The organism is Streptomyces sp. NBC_00016 (assembly GCF_045040885.1).
Classification (GTDB): domain Bacteria; phylum Actinomycetota; class Actinomycetes; order Streptomycetales; family Streptomycetaceae; genus Streptomyces; species Streptomyces coriariae.
Map to the genome: position 1 here is coordinate 522,199 of NZ_CP108304.1, position 18,449 is coordinate 540,647.

Genomic DNA, 18,449 nt, shown 5'->3' on the forward strand with positions numbered 1-18,449 from the left:
CAAGGGCCTGCCTGGGGGGAGGAACAGGACATGAAGGTCAGCGTTTTCGGGCTCGGCTACGTGGGCTGCGTGTCGGCCGCGTGCCTGGCCAGCATGGGTCACGAGGTCATCGGCGTGGACGTGAACCAGGTGAAGGTCGACCTGGTCAACGACGGCAAGGCCCCGGTGGTCGAGGAACGGATCGGCGAACTCATCGCCGACGTCGTACGGACCGGGGCATTACGCGCCACCGACGACGTCCGCGAGGCGATCATGGACAGCGAGATATCGCTGGTCTGTGTGGGCACACCTTCGGAGCCCAACGGCAGCCTGTGCACCACGTACTTGGAGCGGGTCACCGAGCAGATCGGCGCCGCGCTGGCCGAACGGGGTGGGCGGCACACCGTCGTGTTCCGCAGCACCATGCTCCCGGGCACCTGCCTGAACCTGCTGGTCCCGATCCTGGAGAAGTACGTCGGCGGCACGGCCGGGGTGGACATCGGGGTCGCGGTCAACCCGGAGTTCCTGCGCGAGGGTACGAGCGTGCGGGACTTCTTCGACCCGCCCAAGACCGTCATCGGCGAGCTCGACCCGGCAAGCGGCGACGCGGTGCTGGCGCTGTACGACGGCTTGCCCGGCGAGGTGTTCCGGGTGCCGGTGCCGACAGCCGAGGCGATCAAGTACGCGGACAACGCGTTCCACGGCCTCAAGATCGGCTTCGCGAACGAACTGGGCGCGGTGTACCGGGCGCTCGGGGTGGACTCGCACCAGGTGATGGACGTGTTCCTGGCCGACCGCAAACTGAACATCAGCCCCGCCTACCTGCGGCCCGGCTTCGCCTTCGGTGGCTCCTGCCTGCCCAAGGACCTGCGCAGCCTGGTCCACGCGGCGCAGCGGGCCGACGTCTCGGTGCCCATCCTCTCCCATGTGCTGCCCTCCAACTCCGACCATCTGCAGCGCGCGGTGGAGCTGGTCGAGCGCACCGGCAAGCGCCGGGCGGGCCTGTTCGGGCTGTCCTTCAAACCCGGCACCGACGACCTCCGTGAGAGCCCGCTCGTCGAGCTGGCGGAGAGACTCTTCGGCAAGGGGTACGACCTGAAGATCTACGACGCCAACGTGAGCCTCTCCCGGCTGCTCGGCGCGAACCGCGAGTACATCGAGACCCGGCTGCCGCACCTCGCGCAGCTGCTCGCGGATTCCGTCGAGGAGGTGCTCGAGCACGCCGAGGTGTGCCTGGTCGGGACCAGGGATCCGGCGGTACTGGCGGCGCTGCCCCATGGCGACGGCACGGTGATCGTCGACCTCATCCACCTTCCCGACGCCGATGCGCGCCGGGCCGAACCGGGGTACGTGGGCCTTGCTTGGTGACAGATCGTTCGGTGACAGAGCCGACGACGAACGGCCGGACCGGCGCGCGCTGATCCTGGTGGAGAACCTGTCGGTGCCGTTCGACCGGCGAGTGTGGCAGGAGTGCACGACGCTGCGCGACGCGGGCTGGAAGGTGCACGTCATCTGTCCGCAGGGAAGCAAGCGGGACACGGAGCCGGAGGTGGAGATCGACGGGGTGCGGATCCATCGCTACCCGTTGCGCGCGGCCACCGGAGGACCGGCCGGCTACCTGCGGGAGTACGGATCGGCGTTGTGGCACACGGTCCGGCTGGCCCGCAAGGTCGGCCCGGTCGACGTGGTCCACGCCTGCAATCCGCCCGACCTGCTGTTCCTGCCGGCGCTGTGGCTGAAGCGGCGCGGCGCGCGGTTCGTCTTCGACCAGCACGACCTGGTCCCCGAGCTGTACCTCTCCCGGTTCGACCGCGGCGAGGATCTGCTCTACCGCGCCGTGTGCGCGCTGGAACGACGGACCTACCGGGCCGCGGACATCGTGCTCGCCACGAACGAGAGCTACCGGGACGTCGCGGTGAGCCGTGGCGGCAAGCGGCCGGCGGACGTGTTCGTGGTGCGCAGCGCCCCGCAGATCGACCGGTTCCAACCGGTGCCGCCGGAGCCCGAGTTGAAGCGTGGCAAGCCTCATCTGCTGTGCTATCTGGGCGTCATGGGCCCGCAGGACGGCGTCGACTACGCGCTGCGGGCCCTTGCGAAGCTGCGCGACGAGGTCGGACGGACGGACTGGCATGCGGTGTTCGTCGGTGCGGGCGACGCCTTCGACGCGATGGTGGAGCTGTCCGGGCAGCTCGGGCTCTCCGAACAGGTGCAGTTCACCGGGCGCATTCCGGACGCCGACCTGGTGCGCTACCTGTCCACCGCGGACGTGTGCCTCTCCCCCGACCCGCGCAATCCGCTCAACGACGTGTCGACCATGAACAAGGTCCTGGAGTACATGGCGATGGGCCGACCGATCGTCTCGTTCGACCTCCGGGAGGCGCGAGTCTCCGCCGGTGACGCCGCCGTATACGCGCCCGCGAACGACGAGGCCGAGTTCGCCAAGCTCATCACGCTGCTGCTGGACGATCCGGAGACGCGGGACCGGATGGGCAAGATCGGCCAGGAGCGGATCAGCGGGCCGCTGTCCTGGCGGAACTCGCAGCGATCGCTGCTGGCCGCCTACGCCGCCGCCTGCCGTGACCACGCCCCGCTGTCGGCGGGCGAACCGCACCGGGCATGGAAGAGGCCGCGCCGTTGAGCGATGACACCATACGCCTGGTCACGATCGGGCGGATCATCCGTCGGCGCCGACGGCTTCTCACCATCCTCGTCGTGGTGGGCGCGCTCGTCGGCTACGGCACCTCTTTGCTGTTCCCGCCGCGATACACGACGTCGGCGTCGGTGCTGCTGCCGGGGGCGTGGGAGGAGCGCGAGCTGGTGACCCAGGCGCAGATCGCGACCAGTTCGGTCGTGATCGACCGCGTGGCCGCCACGCTCGACTGGACCGGGGTCAGCGGCAGCGAACTGCGGGACCGGGTGAGCGCCAAGGCCGCCGACGGGAACATCATCGAGATCTCGGGCACCGCCGACACCCCCGAGCGCGCACAGCGACTCTCCGACCAGGTGGCCCAGCAGTTCGTCACCTTCGCCGCGCAGATCGCGGGCGACAGCACCGACCCCGAAGCGGCGGCGCCCGAGGCACTGCGGCAGATGGTGGTGCAGACCAGCCGCCGCATCACCGAGCTGGCCGACGAGGCCGGTCCGGGGCAGACCGTGGAGAGCGTGCAGACGCGCACCGAGCTCTCGAAGCTGCGCACCGCGCTGCAGGAAGCCATCAACAAGCTGGACCAGACCGATCCGGCCGCCACCCAGGCCAACATGGTCGTCATGGGCCCGGCCGCCCGGCCGGCCGGCGAGGCACCGCCGACGAGGATCCAGCTCGTCGTCGCCGGGGCGCTGCTGTTCTTCCTGCTCGCGGTCATCGGTCATCTCACCGCCGCACGGATGAGCCGCCGGCTGCGCACCGAACCGGAGATCGCCGCGGCGCTGGGCTCGGCGCTGCTGGGTACCGTCGACGTACCCGGTGAACGGCCCGCGCACCGGCCGGAGAGCCATGGCTCGCGGGCCCGGATCCGCCGGCTGCTGGGCGCCGACGTCCGGTGGGACGTACCCGCCCCGCAGACGTCCGGCGACGAGGCCAGCAGGCAGCTCCGCTACCGGCGGGTGTGCGCCCGCGTCCGGGACCAACTGCCCGCCCCCAGAAGGCTGCTGGTGGTCGTCCCGGACGGCGACGAGATCGCCCGCCGGGCCGCCGGGCAGCTCGTCGCCGAGGCCGAGAGCGATCCGCTGCTGCGGGTGGTGGAGGTCTCGGTGTCCCAGCCGATGGTGCCGGACCGCGACAACGAGTCCGGTGCCCTGGTCGTGCTCAGCGCGGGCAGCTGGACCGCGGGGGAGCTCGCCGGCATCGCCGATGCGTGTGCGGACGCCAAGCACGAGGTCGTCGGAATCATCCTCGCCGGCACGGTCTGGGCGCGTCCGACGCGCTCTGCCGGCCATCCCCGCCATGCCTCCACGCCGGCGCTCGCGGCCGGCGACAACGCGACAGGAGGTTCACAGTGACGACGCATACGACTTCGGAGTCGTCGGCCGCCGCTCCGCTGCTGGACCTGCAGGCGCTGGTGGTGTCGGTGCGCAGGCGGCGCCGCTTCTGGTGCTCCCTGGCGCTGCTGGGGCTGCTCGTCGGCGTGGCGGTGGCGGTCCTGATGCCGCCGCCGCCGACCGCGGTGACCAAGGTGCTGGTCGCGCATCAGGAGGACCAGCCGAACGACCCCGGAACGCTGATCCGCACCGACGTCGCGCTGCTGCAGACCACGCGGATCGCCGATATGGCCCTGCGGTCCCTCGAGTCCCCGGAGAAACCTGAGGACTTCATGCAGGACTACGGGGGTATCGGCTTGACCAACAACCTGCTGCAGATCAATGTGACAGGTGACAGCGACGCGGAAGCGGTGGCCCGCGCCGAGGCGCTGGCCGACGCGTTCGTCTCGGACCATGTGAGGCGGATCCAGCAGGCCGCGAACGCCGAGGCCAAGGCCCTGCTCGACCAGCGTGACCGGATACGGGACGAACTCGCCCAGGTCAACAAGGAGATCGGCGAGGCATCACCGGACAGCGGGCCGAAGGCGGCCGCGAACCTGGAGTCGCTCTTCGCTCGCCGGGCCGAACTCACCTCGCGGATCTCCGATTTCGACCAGCGCGCCGCGGAGGCACGCATCGGCACCCCCCAGCTCATCGACGGCACACAGATCGTGGACGCCCCTCGCGCGGTGCGGCACTCCCTGCCCAGGAGCGCTGCCACCAACGGCGCGGTCGGGCTCGTCCTCGGACTCGCCCTCGGGCTCGCGGTGGCCGCGGTCCGCACCGTGGTGGCGGACCGCCCCGTGCTGCGCCGGGACATCGCGGCGAACCTCGGCGCCTCGGTCATCGCGGAACTGCCCTACCGGTCGGCCAAGTTGTGGCAGCGCCGACGGATCCGGGCGGCACGCGAACGGCTCACCACGTCCCTGGCCCGCACCGTGCGCGGCTCCGCGGAACCGGTGTCACTGCTGGAACTGGGCTGTGCGCGCGGTACGAGCGCGCTCGCCCTGGACCTCGCCGGGGCACTGGCGGCGGAGGGCCCCGTGGTCGTCGTCGACGGCCTGCCCGGCCTGCGGCTCGCAGGCCGGCGCTCGAAGCCGGGAGACCCGACCGTGGTCAGCGGCGAGCGGGCCGCGACCCTCTCGCCTCAGGAGCGCCGGCTCGGCGTCGGCTCGGTGGCGCCCGGCACGGCGTGGACCGACCTCCAGTACCTCGGCACCCGGACCGTGCTCGTCGTGCGTGCCGGGCACGGCAGCACCGCATGGCTCCACACCGTGGCGCGGCAACTCGCCGACCAGCGCATTCCGGTGATCGGTGTGGTGCTGATCGACCCCGATCCGCGCGACCGGACCGACGGCACGCTGTGGGACGGGCCGCACACCGCGCTGCGCGGCCAGAACGAACTGCCGGCCCGACAGAACGGTGGAGGTACCTCCCAAGCCGTTCAGGCAGTGGGGGAAGGCCCGCGGCGGACCGAACGACAACCGATGTGGGCGGCACGCGTCCCGGACAGCGACCAGGAGGCGCGCTAGACATGTGCGGCATCGCAGGAACGTACCGATGGCCGGACGGGAAGATCGTGACCGACCGGCTCACCGAAACCCTCGCCCACCGCGGCCCGGACGGGGCGGGCCGGTACGGCCACCCCGTCGGTGACGGCGAAGTGCACCTAGGGCACCGCCGACTGGCCATCGTCGACCTGTCCGAGACCGGCGCCCAGCCGATGGTCTCGGGCGGCCTCGTCCTGACGTACAACGGCGAGCTGTACAACGCGCCCGAACTGCGGGCCGAGCTGGCAGCCGCCGGGGTGCGCTTCCGCGGTACCTCCGACACCGAGGTGCTGCTGGAGGCCTGGCGGCGCTGGGGCACGGACTGCCTGCCCCGGCTGCGCGGCATGTTCGCGTTCGGGATCTTCGACGAGCGAACCGGTGAGCTGGTGCTCGCCCGCGACCAGCTCGGCATCAAGCCGCTGTTCCTGCTCCGGCGCGGCGAGGGGCTGATGTTCGCCTCCGAGCTGAAGGCGCTCGCCGCCGCGACCGGCGGGTCGCTGGAGGTGGACCGTGCGGCGCTGGTGGCCTCGCTGTTGTACTACTGGGTGCCGGACTCGCGGTGCGCGTTCCGCGAAGCGGAGAAGCTGCCGCCGGGGAGCTGGCTCCGGTGCCGGCCTGACGGCCGGGTGGAGCGCGGCCGGTTCTGGCACCTGAAGGACGTCGCCGCCGAGGGGCAGGAGCGGGCCCGCAGCGGCGAACAGCCGGATCTGGCTGCCGTCGTCGAGGAGTCGACGCGCCGCCACCTGCTCTCCGACGTGCCCGTGGCGACCTTCCTCTCCGGCGGGCTGGACTCCAGCTATCTGACCGCTCTCGCGGCCCGCGACCGACCCGGGATCTCCGCTTACACGATCGGGTTCCGTGCCGAGGACGCCAGGTTCGAGGCGATGCCGGACGACCTGCGGTATGCCCGGCAGGTGGCCGAGCGGTTCGGTGTCGACCTGCACGAGATCGAGATCGCTCCGAACGTGCTCGACCTGCTGCCGCAGATGACGTACGCCCTGGACGAACCGATCGGCGACCCCGCCGCGATCAACACGTTCCTCATCTGCTCGGCCGCCCGGGAGGCCGGGGTCAAGGTGATGCTCTCGGGGATGGGGGCCGACGAGCTGTTCGCCGGATACCGCAAGCACCTGGCCAACCTGCTCGCGCTGCGCTACCAGCGCGTCCCGCGGCCTCTGCGGCGCGGCCTGTCCCGGGCCGTGGACCGGCTGCCGGTCGCCACGGCCCGCCGGGGGTACCGGTCGGTGCGCTTCGCGAAGCGGTTCCTCTCCTTCGCCGATCTGCCGGAGGAGACCGCGTTCCGGCGCAGCTACACCATGTACGACCAGGACGAGCTGCTCGCCCTGGTCGATCCCGACCTGGCCGGGACGGTCGACGACGTGCTGACCGAGCATGCGGACATCTACCAGGACAACGAGCTCGACGACTTCGTCAACCGCATGTGCCTGGGCGACGCCCGGATGTTCCTGCCGGGTCTGAACCTCGCCTACACCGACCGGTCGAGCATGGCCGCCTCGACCGAGGTGCGGGTGCCGTACGTGGACGTGGAGGTGGTCAAGGCGGCCTTCGCCTTCCCCGGCGATCGCAAGATCGCCGGACGGCAGGGCAAGGCCGTCCTCAAGGAGGCGGCCGCCTCGGTCCTGCCCCGGGAGATCGTGTACCGGCCCAAGGGCCTGTTCAGTGCCCCGCTGCGCGCCTGGATGAGCCGGGATCTGGCGCCGCTGGTGCGCGAGGTGGTGAACGACGGTGTGCTCGTCTCCTCCGGGCTCCTGCGCCGCGACGCGCTGGCGCGCATGGTCGCCGAGGACGCCGCCGGGCAGCGGGACTTCTCCAAGCATCTGTGGCATGTGCTGACCCTCGAGTACTGGTATCGCGACGCGACCTCACGGGCCGGCCAGAACTCTCACTGACGGCGTAGAGACAGTAGAGACAGAGGACTTCGGGTGAAACAGGTTGTTCAGAACTACAAAAGCGGCGAGCTTGCGGTGCTCGACGTGCCGGTGCCGGGATGCAAGCCGGGCGGGGTGCTGGTCCGCAGCGCCTACTCGCTGATATCCACCGGGACCGAGCTCATGAAGGTGTCCGAGGCCGGCATGTCAATGCTCGGCAAGGCCCGCTCCCGGCCGGACCAGGTCGCCAAGGTCGTGCAGAGCGTGGCCACCAACGGGGTGCCCGCCACCTACCGCAAGGTGATGGGCAAGCTGGACTCCTACACGCCGCTGGGCTACTCGCTGTGCGGGGTGGTCGAGCAGGTCGGCAGCGGGATCGACGATGTGAAGGTCGGCGACCTCGTGGCCTGCGCCGGCAACGAGCACGCGTTGCACGCCGAGCTGAACTGGGTGCCGAAGAACCTCTACGCCCCGGTGCCGGACGGCCTCGCGCCGCGGCACGCGGCCTTCGGCACCGTGGGGTCGATCGCGATGCAGGGCGTTCGCCGCGGCGAGCCACAACTCGGCGAGGTGGCGCTGGTCATCGGTCTCGGGCTGATCGGGCAGCTGGTGGTGCAGTTGCTGGCCGCCTCGGGAGTCCGCGTCGTCGGGGTCGACCCCGACCCGGTGCGCTGCGAACTCGCCGAGCGCCTGGGGGCCGCGGCCTGCGGGGATCCCGCGTCCGCGGCCGTGGAGGCCGCCGTCGCCGAACTCACCGGCGGGCACGGCGTGGATCAGGTGTACCTGGCCGCCGGCGGCGGCAGCAACCAGCCCGTCGAGCTGGCCGCCCGGCTCTGCCGGGACCGCGGCCGGGTCGTCGACATCGGCAAGTGCCGCCTGGACCTGCCGTGGAACGCGTACTACGAGAAGGAACTCGACGTCCGGTTCTCGCGCAGTTACGGCCCCGGGCGCTACGACCCGGAGTACGAGCTCGAGGGGCGGGACTACCCGATCGGCTACGTGCGCTGGACCGAGCGCCGCAACCTGGCGTGCTTCCTCGATCTCGTGGCCCGCGGCAGCGTCGACGTGGAGCCCCTGGTCTCCCACATCGCCGACTTCGACGACGCCGTCGAGACGTACCAGCGCCTGAAGGACGGCGATCTGAAGGCCGTGGCGGTGCTGTTCCGGTACCCCGAGCAGAAGGAGGAGGCGGGCGAAGCGGAGGCCCCCGCGGTGACGGTGCCCGCGGTGCCGCGCAGCGGCAGAGCGTCCGCCCCGGCCCGAGCCGCCAAGGCGCCGGTGCGGCTGGCGTTCGTCGGCGCGGGGAACTACGCGACGTCGATGCTGCTGCCGCACCTGGCACAGCGTGAGGGCGTCGCGTTGTCGACCGTCGTCACCACGACGGCGCTGTCCGCGGCCAACGCGCAGCGGAAGTTCGGCTTCGCCGAGGCGACCACCGATCTCGACGCCGTGCTCGGCGACAAGTCCATCGACGCGGTGTTCGTGGTCACCCGGCACAGCTCGCACGCCGAACTGACCCGAAGGGCACTGCTGGCCGGCAAGGCGGTGTTCGTCGAGAAGCCCCTGGCCCTCACCGAGGACGAGCTGGCCGGTGTGCTCGCGGCGGTGGAGGAGTCCGGCAACGACCGGCTGCAGGTGGGGTTCAACCGCCGGTTCGCGCCGCTGTTGCAGGAGGCCGGCAAGCGGTTCGGCACCCGGACCGGCCCGGCGAGCCTTCGCTACCTGGTCAATGCGGGCCGGCTGCAGCACGGCAGCTGGTACCTCCAACAGGGCACCGAGGGCTCGCGGTTCGCCGGTGAGGGCGGACACTTCATCGACACGGCGAGCTGGCTGCTCCAGGCCGACCCGGTCTCGGTGTACGCGGTCGCCGCCGCCGGCAACGAGGACCTGCAGGTCGTGCTGCGCTACCCGGACGGGTCCACCGCCACCATCAGCTACGTCACCACCGGCTCCCCCGGCTTCCCCAAGGAGACGCTGGACCTGGTCGCGGACGGCAAGGTGCTGCGGCTCGACGACTTCGTCCGTGCCGCCGTCTACGACAGCAGCCGCAAGCGGTGGGTCAGCTCGCGACTGCCGAAGGCCCGGGACAAGGGCCAGAACGCCGAGCTGGCCGCGTTCGTCAAGGCCGTGCGGACCGGCGGGCCGATGCCGGTCCCGCTGGAGTCGCTGGTCGCCACCACGGCGGCCACCCTCGCCGTGCAGGCCGGCCTGGCCGGCGGCGCGCCGGTGACGTTGGCGAGAGCGCGATGACCGTGAACTCGGGGAGTCCGGGCTGGTACCTGCGGCGGCTGTCCCGGATGGGGCCGCGGGAGGTCGGCGGCCGGGCGGGCGACGCGGTGCGCAGGCGCCGGTGGCGGTCGGCGCGGCCGGACAGCCCGCGCGTGACCGGCGCCCGGTTCACCGCGGTACTGCCCGCGGGGACGATCGCCGCGGTGCCACCGGACGCCGCGAAACGTCTCGTCGCCGAGGCGGACCGGCTGATGGCCGGTCACGCCGAGTACTTCGGGGTGGACCGCGACGACCTGGCCGACCCGGACTGGTGGTACGACCCGAAGACCGGGCGCCGGGCCCCATGGGGCTACGCCTTCGACGTGCCGTACCGGAACGAGGACGCGGTCGGGGACATCAAGCAGATCTGGGAGCTGTCCCGGCATCAGTACCTCACGGTGCTCGCCGCCGCCTACGCGGTCACCGGCAACGAGCGGTACGCCGAGCGGGTGGCCGAGCACCTGCGGTCGTGGTGGGCGGGCAACGCGCCGCTGCGCGGGGTGCACTGGACCAGCGGCATCGAGCTGGGGATCCGGCTGCTGTCCTGGGTGTGGATCCGCCGGCTGCTCGACGGCTGGCCGGGCGCGGCCGCGCTGTTCGAGGACAACCCGGTGGCGCTGAACCAGATCTGGCACCACCAGCGCTGGCTGGCCGCCTTCCCCAGCCGGGGGTCTTCGGCGAACAACCACGTCATCGCAGAGGCCGCCGGGCAGTTCGCCGCGGCCTGCGCGTTCGGGTGGTTCCCCTCCTCGACGCGTTGGCGAGCCGACGCGCTGCGGTCGCTGGAGGTGCAGCTGCGCAACAACACCTTCGACTCCGGCCTCAACCGCGAGCTGGCCACCGAGTACCACGGACTGGTGCTGGAGCTCGGCCTGGCCGCGGTGGCCGAGGCGGATGCCGCCGGTGTGCCGGTGCCCGCGCCGATCCGGCGGGTACTGCTGCGGATGACCGACGCGCTCGCGGCCGTCGTGGACAACCGGCTACGGCCGCCGCGCCAGGGGGACGCGGACGACGGGCACGGTCTGGTCGTGGACGGCGAGGGCACCGACCGCTGGGCCTCGCTGCTGGCCACCGGGGACGCCGTGTTCGGTCGGCTCGCCTGGTGGCCGGCGGTGACCGGCACCGATGTGCGCACCCCGCTGCTGGCCGCGCTCATCCGGCCGTACGCGGAGAACGGAACCGCTCCGGCCGTGTCCCGCCCGGAAAGCAGGCCGGCTCATTTCGCCGACGCGGGCATGACCATCCTGCGTGGTCCGGGGGAGATCTGGTGCCGCTGCGACGGTGGTCCGCACGGATTCCTGTCCATCGCCGCGCATGCCCACGCGGACGCGCTGTCCGTGGAGGTCCGGCACGACGGGGTCGACGTGCTCGCCGACCCGGGGACGTACTGCTACCACGGGCAGCCCGAGTGGCGGCAGTACTTCCGCTCGACCCTCGGCCACAACACCCTGCAACTGGACGGCGGTGACCAGTCCGTCTCCGGCGGCCCGTTCCTGTGGACGCGGCATGCCCGCAGCCGCGTCCTGACCGTGGACACTTCCGACGCCTCCGTCACCTCCGACACCTCCGACGCCTCCGACGGGGGGACGGCCCGCTGGTGCGCCGAGCACGACGGTTACCAGCCCTCCGTGCACCGCCGCCGGGTGGAACTGACCGCCGTGAGCCAGGAGTTGAGGGTGGTCGACGAGGTGCGGGGCGGCCCGCGCCGCGCCGTCCGGCTGGCGTTCCACCTCGGCCCGGCGATCGCCGCGGACCTCGTGGGGAACCGGGCCCAGCTCACCTGGACCCGGGACGGCGAGGACCGCTCCGCGACGCTCGACCTGCCCGGGCAGCTGAGCTGGCGGGCGCATCGCGGCGAGAGCGGCCCGCCGCTGGGCTGGTACTCCCCCGGCTTCGGGCGCAAGGAACCCACCACCACGCTGGTCGGCACCGGCTTCGCCGACGGCGCGGCGGGGTTCACCACCGTGCTCAGGTTCCGCGGCTAGGGGGGCGCGTGGGGATCAAGAGGCGGCACTGGGCGTTGGCGGCGGCACCGCTGGCGCTGGCCCTGCTGGCGGCGACCGGCTGTGAGAGCACGTCGGGCGCGCGGCCGAAGCCGACCTCAGCGCCGGCCACGTCCGTGGCCCGGGTGTGTGCCGAGCCCGCGGCCGGGCCGACGAAGGCGCCGGCGGGCGCGGTCACGGTCGACCCCGCGGTGGCCGGTGACCTGGCCGCGAAGACCAAGAGCAGCCCCCCGAACACCACGTTCTGGCTGCGACCGGGCACGCACAGGCTCGAGCCGGACCGCTACGCCCAGGTCATCCCCAAGAAGGGGGACAGCTACCTCGGCGCGCCGGGCGCGGTGCTCGACGGCCGCAAGACCAACCAGTACGCGTTCGGCGGCACCGCTCCCGACGTCACCATCCGCTACCTGACCGTGCAGGGTTTCGTCGCGCCGCACGACGAGGGCGTGGTGAACCACGACTCGGCCGACGGGTGGGTGATCGAGCACGCGACGATCCAGAACAACTCCGGCGCCGGGCTGATGGCCGGTGCCCGCCAGCGGGTCGGCGCCAGCTGCCTGCGCGGCAACGGTCAGTACGGCATGAACGCGTACAAGGCCTCCGGACGTATCAGCGGCCTGGTGGTCGAGGGCAACGAGATCGTGGGCAACAACAGGGACGACTGGGAGCGGCGGCGGCCGGGCTGCGGCTGTACCGGAGGCGTCAAGTTCTGGGCCGTCGACGGCGCCGACATACGCGGCAACTGGGTGCACGACAACCGCGGAGCCGGGTTGTGGGCGGACACCAACAACAACGACTTCCTCGTCGAGGACAACGTGATCGAGGCCAACGACGGTGCCGCGCTGATCTACGAGACCAGCTACAACGCGGTCATCCGGAAGAACACGATCCGGCGGAACAACTGGGTCGAGGGCCGCAGGTACGCCGACCGGGGCGACAACTTCCCGTTCGCGACGATCTACCTGTCGGAGTCCGGCGGCGAACCACGGATCCGAGCCCGCACGGACAAGATCGAGATCTACCGGAACGTGCTGGAGAACAACTGGTCCGGGATCACCCTGTGGGAAAACGCCGACCGGTTCTGCAACAGCCCGGCCAACACCTCATCCGGTGACTGCACGTTGCTGGTGAAGAGCACCGACCGCTGCGCACAGCCGGCGATCGCCACCGCACCGCTCTACGCCGACTGCCGGTGGAAGACCCAGCGGGTGGACATCCACGGCAACCGCTTCGTCCTGGACAAGTCCGTCGTGGACTGCACGGTGAAGTGCGACCGCATGGCGGTGCTGGCCAACTACGGCACCTATCCGGACTGGTCGCCGTACCAGGGCGAGCGGGTGGCCGAGGCGATCACCCGCGAGCAGCACAACCGCTGGCACGACAACGTCTACCTCGGGCCATGGAAGTTCGTCGCCCACGACCCGAGCCGGATACTCGACTCGGTGCAGTGGCAGGGCACGCCGTACCAGCAGGACGTGGGCAGCACCTTCCGCGCGCGGGACGGTGGTTGAGATGAGCCCGGACCATACGGACCATACGGACCACACGTCGAAGATCGTCGGGACGGTCTGGGGGCTGCTGATCCTCAACACGCTCGGCTCCGCCGGGGCGAAGACCATCGTCCCGCTGCCCCGCTCGCTCATCCAGATGGTCACCATGGGCGCGCTCGTCGCCGCGTTCACGCTGGCGCTCGCGGTCAATCTCCGGCTGCGCATCCGAGCCAGTGCCTTCGGGTTCCTGCTCACCCTGCTGCTGGTACCGAGCGTGATCTCCAGCGCGGACCTCGAGTCCGGGTTCGGCGCGCTGTTCCGCTGCGCCCGGCTGGCCCTCTTCGTCGGCACGCTGTGGCTGCTCAGCCGTTGGTGGGACGGCGGCCTGACGTTCGTCCGGCACCACATCAGGATGTACTTCGTGGTCCTCGGGTCGGTGGCCGCCGGTGCGATCATCTCGCCGGGCGCCGCCATGCCCGAGCTCTACGGCGGGCGGCTGGTGGGCGCGCTGTGGCCGCTCACCCCGCCGCAGATCGGACAGTACGCCGCGGTGATCATCGGGCTCAGCGTGCTGCTCGTTCTGGGCCGCCGGACCGACAGGACCAGCGCGGCCGTGGTCATCGTGCCGGCACTCGTCCTGCTCGCGCTGACCCACACCCGGACGGCCACGCTCGGCCTGCTCATCGGCTTGGCGTTGGCGATCGCCTCGCTCGTCCTGACCAGCGCCGCCGCCCGCCGGTTCTTCGCCTGGGCGGTGCTGTGCGCCACCGTGGCCGCGGTGGGGTTCGGCTCCGCGCTGCAGGCGTGGTTCCTGCGCGGGCAGAGCCAGGAGAACTTCACGAGCCTCACCGGCCGGGCCAAGGTCTGGCACGCCCTGCTGGCGGCACCCCGCTCGACCTCGGAGTACCTGTTCGGCGCGGGCCTGGGCGACAAGTCGTTCGGCGGGCTGCCGATCGACAACAGCTGGCTGGCCGTCTACCACGAGCAGGGCATGACCGGCGTCGCCCTGGTGGCGGCGATCATCATCGTGCTGGGCGGCGTCGCGTTGCTGCAGCCACCGTCGCTGTCGAGGGCCTGCGCGATCTTCCTGATCAGCTACTGCGCTATCGCGTCGTACACCGAAGCCGGGCTGGGCGACGCCTCGCCGTATCTGCTGCATCTGGCCGTGGCCGCCTCGCTGCTGGCGGCGCCTGCCGCGGCCACTCCCCTCACGACGCCCGAAGTCCCCGGACGACGCATCCCGCAAGGGGCCCGAAGATCGGAGGTGACCTGAGCATGCACGTCCTCGTGGTGCACAACCGTTACGCCTCGGCGCAGCCGAGCGGGGAGAACAAGGTCGTCGACCAGGAGGTGGCGCTGCTGCGCGGGGCCGGCCACCGGGTCGAGATGTTCGAGCGGCGCAGCGACGACATCGCCGCCCGGTCCCTGCTGGGCAAGGCTGCGATACCGCTCCTCGTGCCGTGGAACCCGGCGGTCCGCGCGGAGCTCGCCGCCCGGCTTCGCACCGAACGGCCGGACGTGGTGCACGTCCACAACGTCTTTCCGCTCCTGTCGCCGGCGGTGCTGGCCGCCTGCGCCGACGCGGGCGTGCCCGCCGTCGCCACGCTGCACAACTACACCCAGGTCTGCCCGCCCGGCACGCTGCAGCGGGACGGCCGGCCGTGCACCGAGTGCGTCGGGTCCTCGCCGCTGCCCGCCGTCCGGCACGGCTGCTACCGCGGCTCCCGGCTGGCGACGGTCCCGCTCGCGGTCAGCCTGTCGGTCAACCGGCGACGGTGGTGGTCCGGTGTGGAGCGGTTCTTCTGCATCTCCGCGGCACAACGCGACGTCCTGGTGCGGTCCGGTCTGCCCGCCGAACGGCTGGCGGTGAAGCACAACTTCGTACCCGACCCGGACGCCCGCCGGACGGACACCGGCGAGCATCTGCTCTATCTCGGCCGGCTCGCGGAGGCCAAGGGCGTGCGGCTGCTCATGGCCGCGTGGGACGAGATCGCCGCCGGCGGCGGTGTGGGCGTGCCGCTCGTGATCGCCGGCACGGGGCCACTGGAGACAGAGGTGGCCGCCTGGGCGGCGGACCGGGACGACGTGCGGTACGTGGGCCTCTATGACACGGCGGAGTGCCAGAAGGCCATCGCGCGCTCGGTGGCCGTGGTGGCGCCCTCCACGTGGCTGGAGGCGTTCGGCCTGGTGGTCGTGGAGGCGATGGCGGCGGGGGTACCGGTCGTCGCCGCCGGTCACGGCGCCTTCGTCGAACTCGTCGAGGACGGGGTGACCGGGCTGTTGCACCGGCCGGGCGAGTCCGCGTCGCTCGCGTCCTGCATACGCCGGATCGCGGCCGGACAGGACCGCAACCGGGAGATGGGCCGGGCTGCCCGGCGCCGTTACGAGCAGGGGTTCAGCCCGGCCGTCGGCCTCGAGCGCCTGGTGGAGGGGTACCGCTCCGCGATCGCGGGTCGGTCCGGCGGCGGGGACAGCCCGCCGCCGTCAGGGGAAAAGATCACTGGCTCGCGGTGGGATCACCCGCGCGAGCGGGATGGGGGCAGTAGATGACACGATGCCGACTCTGCGGCTCGGCGGCGCTGGAGAGCGTCGTCGATCTCGGGGCGACTCCGCCGTGCGAGAGCTTTCTCGCCGCGGACCAACTGGACCGGCCGGAGCCGGCGTACCCGCTGCACCTGCGGGTCTGCACCGACTGCTGGCTCGCGCAGATACCTCCGCTGATCACGCCGGAGGAGACCTTCACGCAGTACGCGTACTTCTCCTCCTACTCGACCTCCTGGGTGGAGCACGCGCGCACGTTCGTCACCGACACCGTGCGGCGGCTGGGTCTGGGCACCGACGCCTTCGTGGTCGAGGTCGCGAGCAACGACGGGTACCTGCTGAGGCATGTGGTGGACCGCGGGATCCGCTGCCTCGGCATCGAGCCCTCGGTGAACGTCGGGGCGGCGGCGCGGGACGCGGGTGTGCCCACGCGCACGGACTTCCTGGACCCGGCCACCGGCGCCGACGTCCGCGCCGAGCACGGCCCGGCGGACCTGGTCGTGGCCAACAACGTGTACGCGCACATCCCCGACGTCGTCGGGTTCACCCAGGGGCTGCGCGCCCTGGTCGCCGACGACGGCTGGGTCTCCATCGAGGTGCAGCACCTGCTGACCCTGATCGAGGAGAACCAGTACGACACGATCTACCACGAGCACTTCCAGTACTACACGGTCGCGTCCGCGGCCCGGGCGCTGGCGAGTGGCGGACTCACGCTCGTGGACGTCGAGTTGCTGCCCACGCACGGCGGCTCCATCCGGCTGTGGGCCCGGCCGGCCGAGGTGGCCGGCGAGCCGACCGGGCGGGTGGCCGACGTGCTGGCCCGGGAGAAGGCCGCCGGGCTGAAGGAGCTGTCCGGGTACACCGAGTTCTCCGCCCGGGTGGCCAAGGTGCGCCGGGATCTGCTGCGGTTCCTCATCGAGGCGGTCGAGCGCGGCGAGACGGTCGTCGGCTACGGCGCCCCGGGCAAGGGCAACACCCTGCTCAACCACTGCGGCATCCGGCCCGACCTGCTCCCGTACACGGTCGACCGCAACCCCTACAAGCACGGCAGGTTCACCCCGGGCACCCGCATCCCGATCCTGTCGCCCGAGCAGATCGCCGCCGACCAGCCGGACTACGTCCTCGTCCTGCCGTGGAACCTGCGGGCCGAGCTGGTCGAGCAGCTGTCCTTCGTGCACGACTGGGGCGGCCGACTGGTCTTTCCCATACCGGAACTGAGCATTGTCGAGGTCAAGGCATGAAGGTCGTTCTGTTCTGCGGCGGCTACGGGATGCGGATGCGCAACGGTGCCTCCGACGACGTGCCCAAGCCGATGGCGATGGTCGGCCCGCGACCGCTGATCTGGCATGTCATGCGCTACTACGCGCACTTCGGGCACACGGAGTTCATCCTGTGCCTCGGGTACGGGGCTCACCACATCAAGAACTTCTTCCTCAACTACGAGGAGACGACGTCCAACGACTTCGTGCTGCGCAAGGGGCAGACCGAGTTGCTGTCCACCGACATCGCCTCCTGGACGATCACGTTCGCGCAGACCGGCATCGAGTCACCGATCGGGGAGCGGCTGCGCCGGGTGCGGCACCACCTGGACGGCGACGAGATGTTCCTCGCCAACTACGCCGACGTGCTCACCGATGCCCCGCTGCCGGAGATGATCGACCGGTTCGCCCGGCGCGACGCCGGTGCGTCGATGATGGTGGTGCCGCCGCAGTCCTCGTTCCACTGCGTGGACCTGGGCGAGGACGGCCTGGTGGGGGGCATCACCGCGGTGAGCGAACTGCCGCTGTGGGAGAACGGCGGCTACTTCGTGCTCCGCCAGGAGATCTTCGACCACATCCCGGAGGACGGGGACCTGGTCGCCGACGGATGCGGCCAACTGGCCAAGCGCGGGCGGCTGGTGGCGCACCAGCACCGCGGCTTCTGGAAGCCGACCGACACCGTGAAGGAGCGGGCCGCGCTCGACGACGCCTACGCCCGGGGCGACCGCCCGTGGGCCGTGTGGGAACGGGACGGCGCGGCGGCGAGCGCGACCGGCGGCCGTGGCGGCTCCGGAGCGAGGGCGTGATCCGGCTCGGGGCCGGGCGCCTGGACCGGATCGTCGCGGTGGGCGCGCACTGCGACGACATCGCCATCGGGGCCGGCGGCACGCTGCTGACGCTGTGCCTCGCGCACCCGGGTGTCCGGGTCGACGCGTTGGTGCTCTCCGGCGGTGGCGGTGAGCGCGAGCAGGAGGAGCAGGCCGCGCTCACCGCCTTCTGCCCGGGCGCCGACCTGCGGCTGACCGTGCACAAGCTGCCGGACGGCCGGCTGCCCGCGCACTGGGAGGAGGCCAAGGCGGCGGTCGAGGAACTGCGCGGGCAGACCGAGCCGGATCTCGTCCTGGCCCCGCGCACCGATGACGCGCACCAGGATCACCGCGGTCTGGCGCAGCTGATACCCACCGCGTTCCGTGACCACCTCGTGCTCGGCTACGAGATCGTCAAGTGGGACGGCGATCTCGGCCGTCCGACGGCATACCAGCCGCTGTCGCCGGAGATCGCCGAACAGAAGGTGCGGCTGCTGCAGGAGCACTACCCCTCGCAGCGGCACCGGCCCTGGTACGACCGGGAGGCCTTCCTCGGTCTGGCCCGGATCCGCGGTATCGAATGCCACGCGCGCTACGCCGAGGCGTTCGCCGTCCACAAACTCACTCTCGACCTGGGGGAATGAACC

Annotated in this window: 13 protein-coding genes; all 13 read left to right on the forward strand. The window is 71.5% G+C overall.

The window, feature by feature from the left end; all coding sequences use genetic code 11:
* Nucleotides 1-30 precede the first annotated feature (30 nt).
* The 13 genes from OG933_RS02535 to OG933_RS02595 are packed head-to-tail and all read left to right on the forward strand — an operon-like array spanning nucleotide 31 to nucleotide 18,446.
* Complete coding sequence (locus OG933_RS02535) at nucleotides 31-1,347, forward strand: nucleotide sugar dehydrogenase (RefSeq protein WP_362530751.1); 1,317 nt, start codon at nucleotides 31-33, stop codon at nucleotides 1,345-1,347.
* Entirely contained in the window at nucleotides 1,337-2,617 is a 1,281-nt protein-coding gene (locus OG933_RS02540; protein WP_405625077.1) for a glycosyltransferase family 4 protein, read from the forward strand. The genes OG933_RS02535 and OG933_RS02540 overlap by 11 nt, the downstream gene beginning before the upstream one ends.
* The gene (locus OG933_RS02545; RefSeq protein WP_405625078.1) at nucleotides 2,614-3,978 is read left to right on the forward strand and encodes a Wzz/FepE/Etk N-terminal domain-containing protein; all 1,365 of its coding nucleotides are present in this window, start codon (nucleotides 2,614-2,616) and stop codon (nucleotides 3,976-3,978) included. Before OG933_RS02540 ends, OG933_RS02545 begins: the two co-directional genes overlap by 4 nt.
* On the forward strand, nucleotides 3,975-5,528 hold the full coding sequence (locus OG933_RS02550; protein ID WP_405625080.1) for a Wzz/FepE/Etk N-terminal domain-containing protein: 1,554 nt from the start codon (nucleotides 3,975-3,977) through the stop codon (nucleotides 5,526-5,528). Before OG933_RS02545 ends, OG933_RS02550 begins: the two co-directional genes overlap by 4 nt.
* 2 nt (nucleotides 5,529-5,530) lie before the next feature.
* Entirely contained in the window at nucleotides 5,531-7,456 is a 1,926-nt protein-coding gene (asnB, locus tag OG933_RS02555) for an asparagine synthase (glutamine-hydrolyzing) (RefSeq protein WP_405625081.1), read from the forward strand.
* 33 nt (nucleotides 7,457-7,489) lie between these two features.
* Nucleotides 7,490-9,685 carry a bi-domain-containing oxidoreductase gene (locus tag OG933_RS02560; protein ID WP_405625082.1) on the forward strand — a complete coding sequence of 732 codons (2,196 nt, stop codon included), beginning with the start codon at nucleotides 7,490-7,492 and terminating at the stop codon, nucleotides 9,683-9,685.
* A complete protein-coding gene (locus tag OG933_RS02565) occupies nucleotides 9,682-11,688 on the forward strand; it encodes an alginate lyase family protein (RefSeq protein ID WP_405625083.1) in 2,007 nt (668 codons plus the stop codon). Before OG933_RS02560 ends, OG933_RS02565 begins: the two co-directional genes overlap by 4 nt.
* A gap of 8 nt (nucleotides 11,689-11,696) precedes the next feature.
* On the forward strand, nucleotides 11,697-13,217 hold the full coding sequence (locus OG933_RS02570; protein WP_405625084.1) for a right-handed parallel beta-helix repeat-containing protein: 1,521 nt from the start codon (nucleotides 11,697-11,699) through the stop codon (nucleotides 13,215-13,217).
* Nucleotide 13,218: 1 nt separating this feature from the next.
* Nucleotides 13,219-14,469 (forward strand): O-antigen ligase domain-containing protein, encoded by a 1,251-nt coding sequence (locus OG933_RS02575; RefSeq protein ID WP_405625085.1) that lies wholly within the window; start codon nucleotides 13,219-13,221, stop codon nucleotides 14,467-14,469.
* A gap of 2 nt (nucleotides 14,470-14,471) precedes the next feature.
* Nucleotides 14,472-15,746, forward strand: coding sequence for a glycosyltransferase (locus tag OG933_RS02580; RefSeq protein ID WP_405625086.1), 1,275 nt, complete (start codon nucleotides 14,472-14,474; stop codon nucleotides 15,744-15,746).
* A complete protein-coding gene (locus OG933_RS02585; RefSeq protein ID WP_405625087.1) occupies nucleotides 15,743-16,978 on the forward strand; it encodes a class I SAM-dependent methyltransferase in 1,236 nt (411 codons plus the stop codon). Before OG933_RS02580 ends, OG933_RS02585 begins: the two co-directional genes overlap by 4 nt.
* Nucleotides 16,975-17,802, forward strand: coding sequence for a glucose-1-phosphate cytidylyltransferase (locus OG933_RS02590; protein WP_362530719.1), 828 nt, complete (start codon nucleotides 16,975-16,977; stop codon nucleotides 17,800-17,802). Before OG933_RS02585 ends, OG933_RS02590 begins: the two co-directional genes overlap by 4 nt.
* Nucleotides 17,799-18,446 (forward strand): PIG-L deacetylase family protein, encoded by a 648-nt coding sequence (locus OG933_RS02595; RefSeq protein WP_267022094.1) that lies wholly within the window; start codon nucleotides 17,799-17,801, stop codon nucleotides 18,444-18,446. The genes OG933_RS02590 and OG933_RS02595 overlap by 4 nt, the downstream gene beginning before the upstream one ends.
* Nucleotides 18,447-18,449: the final 3 nt, after the last annotated feature.

Bases quoted from the DNA above. Each gene is read 5' to 3' on its own strand.
- OG933_RS02575 (WP_405625085.1), top strand. From the start codon at position 13,219: ATGAGCCCGGACCATACGGACCATACGGACCACACGTCGAAGATCGTC.
- asnB (WP_405625081.1), top strand. From the start codon at position 5,531: ATGTGCGGCATCGCAGGAACGTACCGATGGCCGGACGGGAAGATCGTG.
- OG933_RS02580 (WP_405625086.1), top strand. From the start codon at position 14,472: ATGCACGTCCTCGTGGTGCACAACCGTTACGCCTCGGCGCAGCCGAGC.
- OG933_RS02590 (WP_362530719.1), top strand. From the start codon at position 16,975: ATGAAGGTCGTTCTGTTCTGCGGCGGCTACGGGATGCGGATGCGCAAC.
- OG933_RS02585 (WP_405625087.1), top strand. From the start codon at position 15,743: ATGACACGATGCCGACTCTGCGGCTCGGCGGCGCTGGAGAGCGTCGTC.
- OG933_RS02535 (WP_362530751.1), top strand. From the start codon at position 31: ATGAAGGTCAGCGTTTTCGGGCTCGGCTACGTGGGCTGCGTGTCGGCC.
- OG933_RS02565 (WP_405625083.1), top strand. From the start codon at position 9,682: ATGACCGTGAACTCGGGGAGTCCGGGCTGGTACCTGCGGCGGCTGTCC.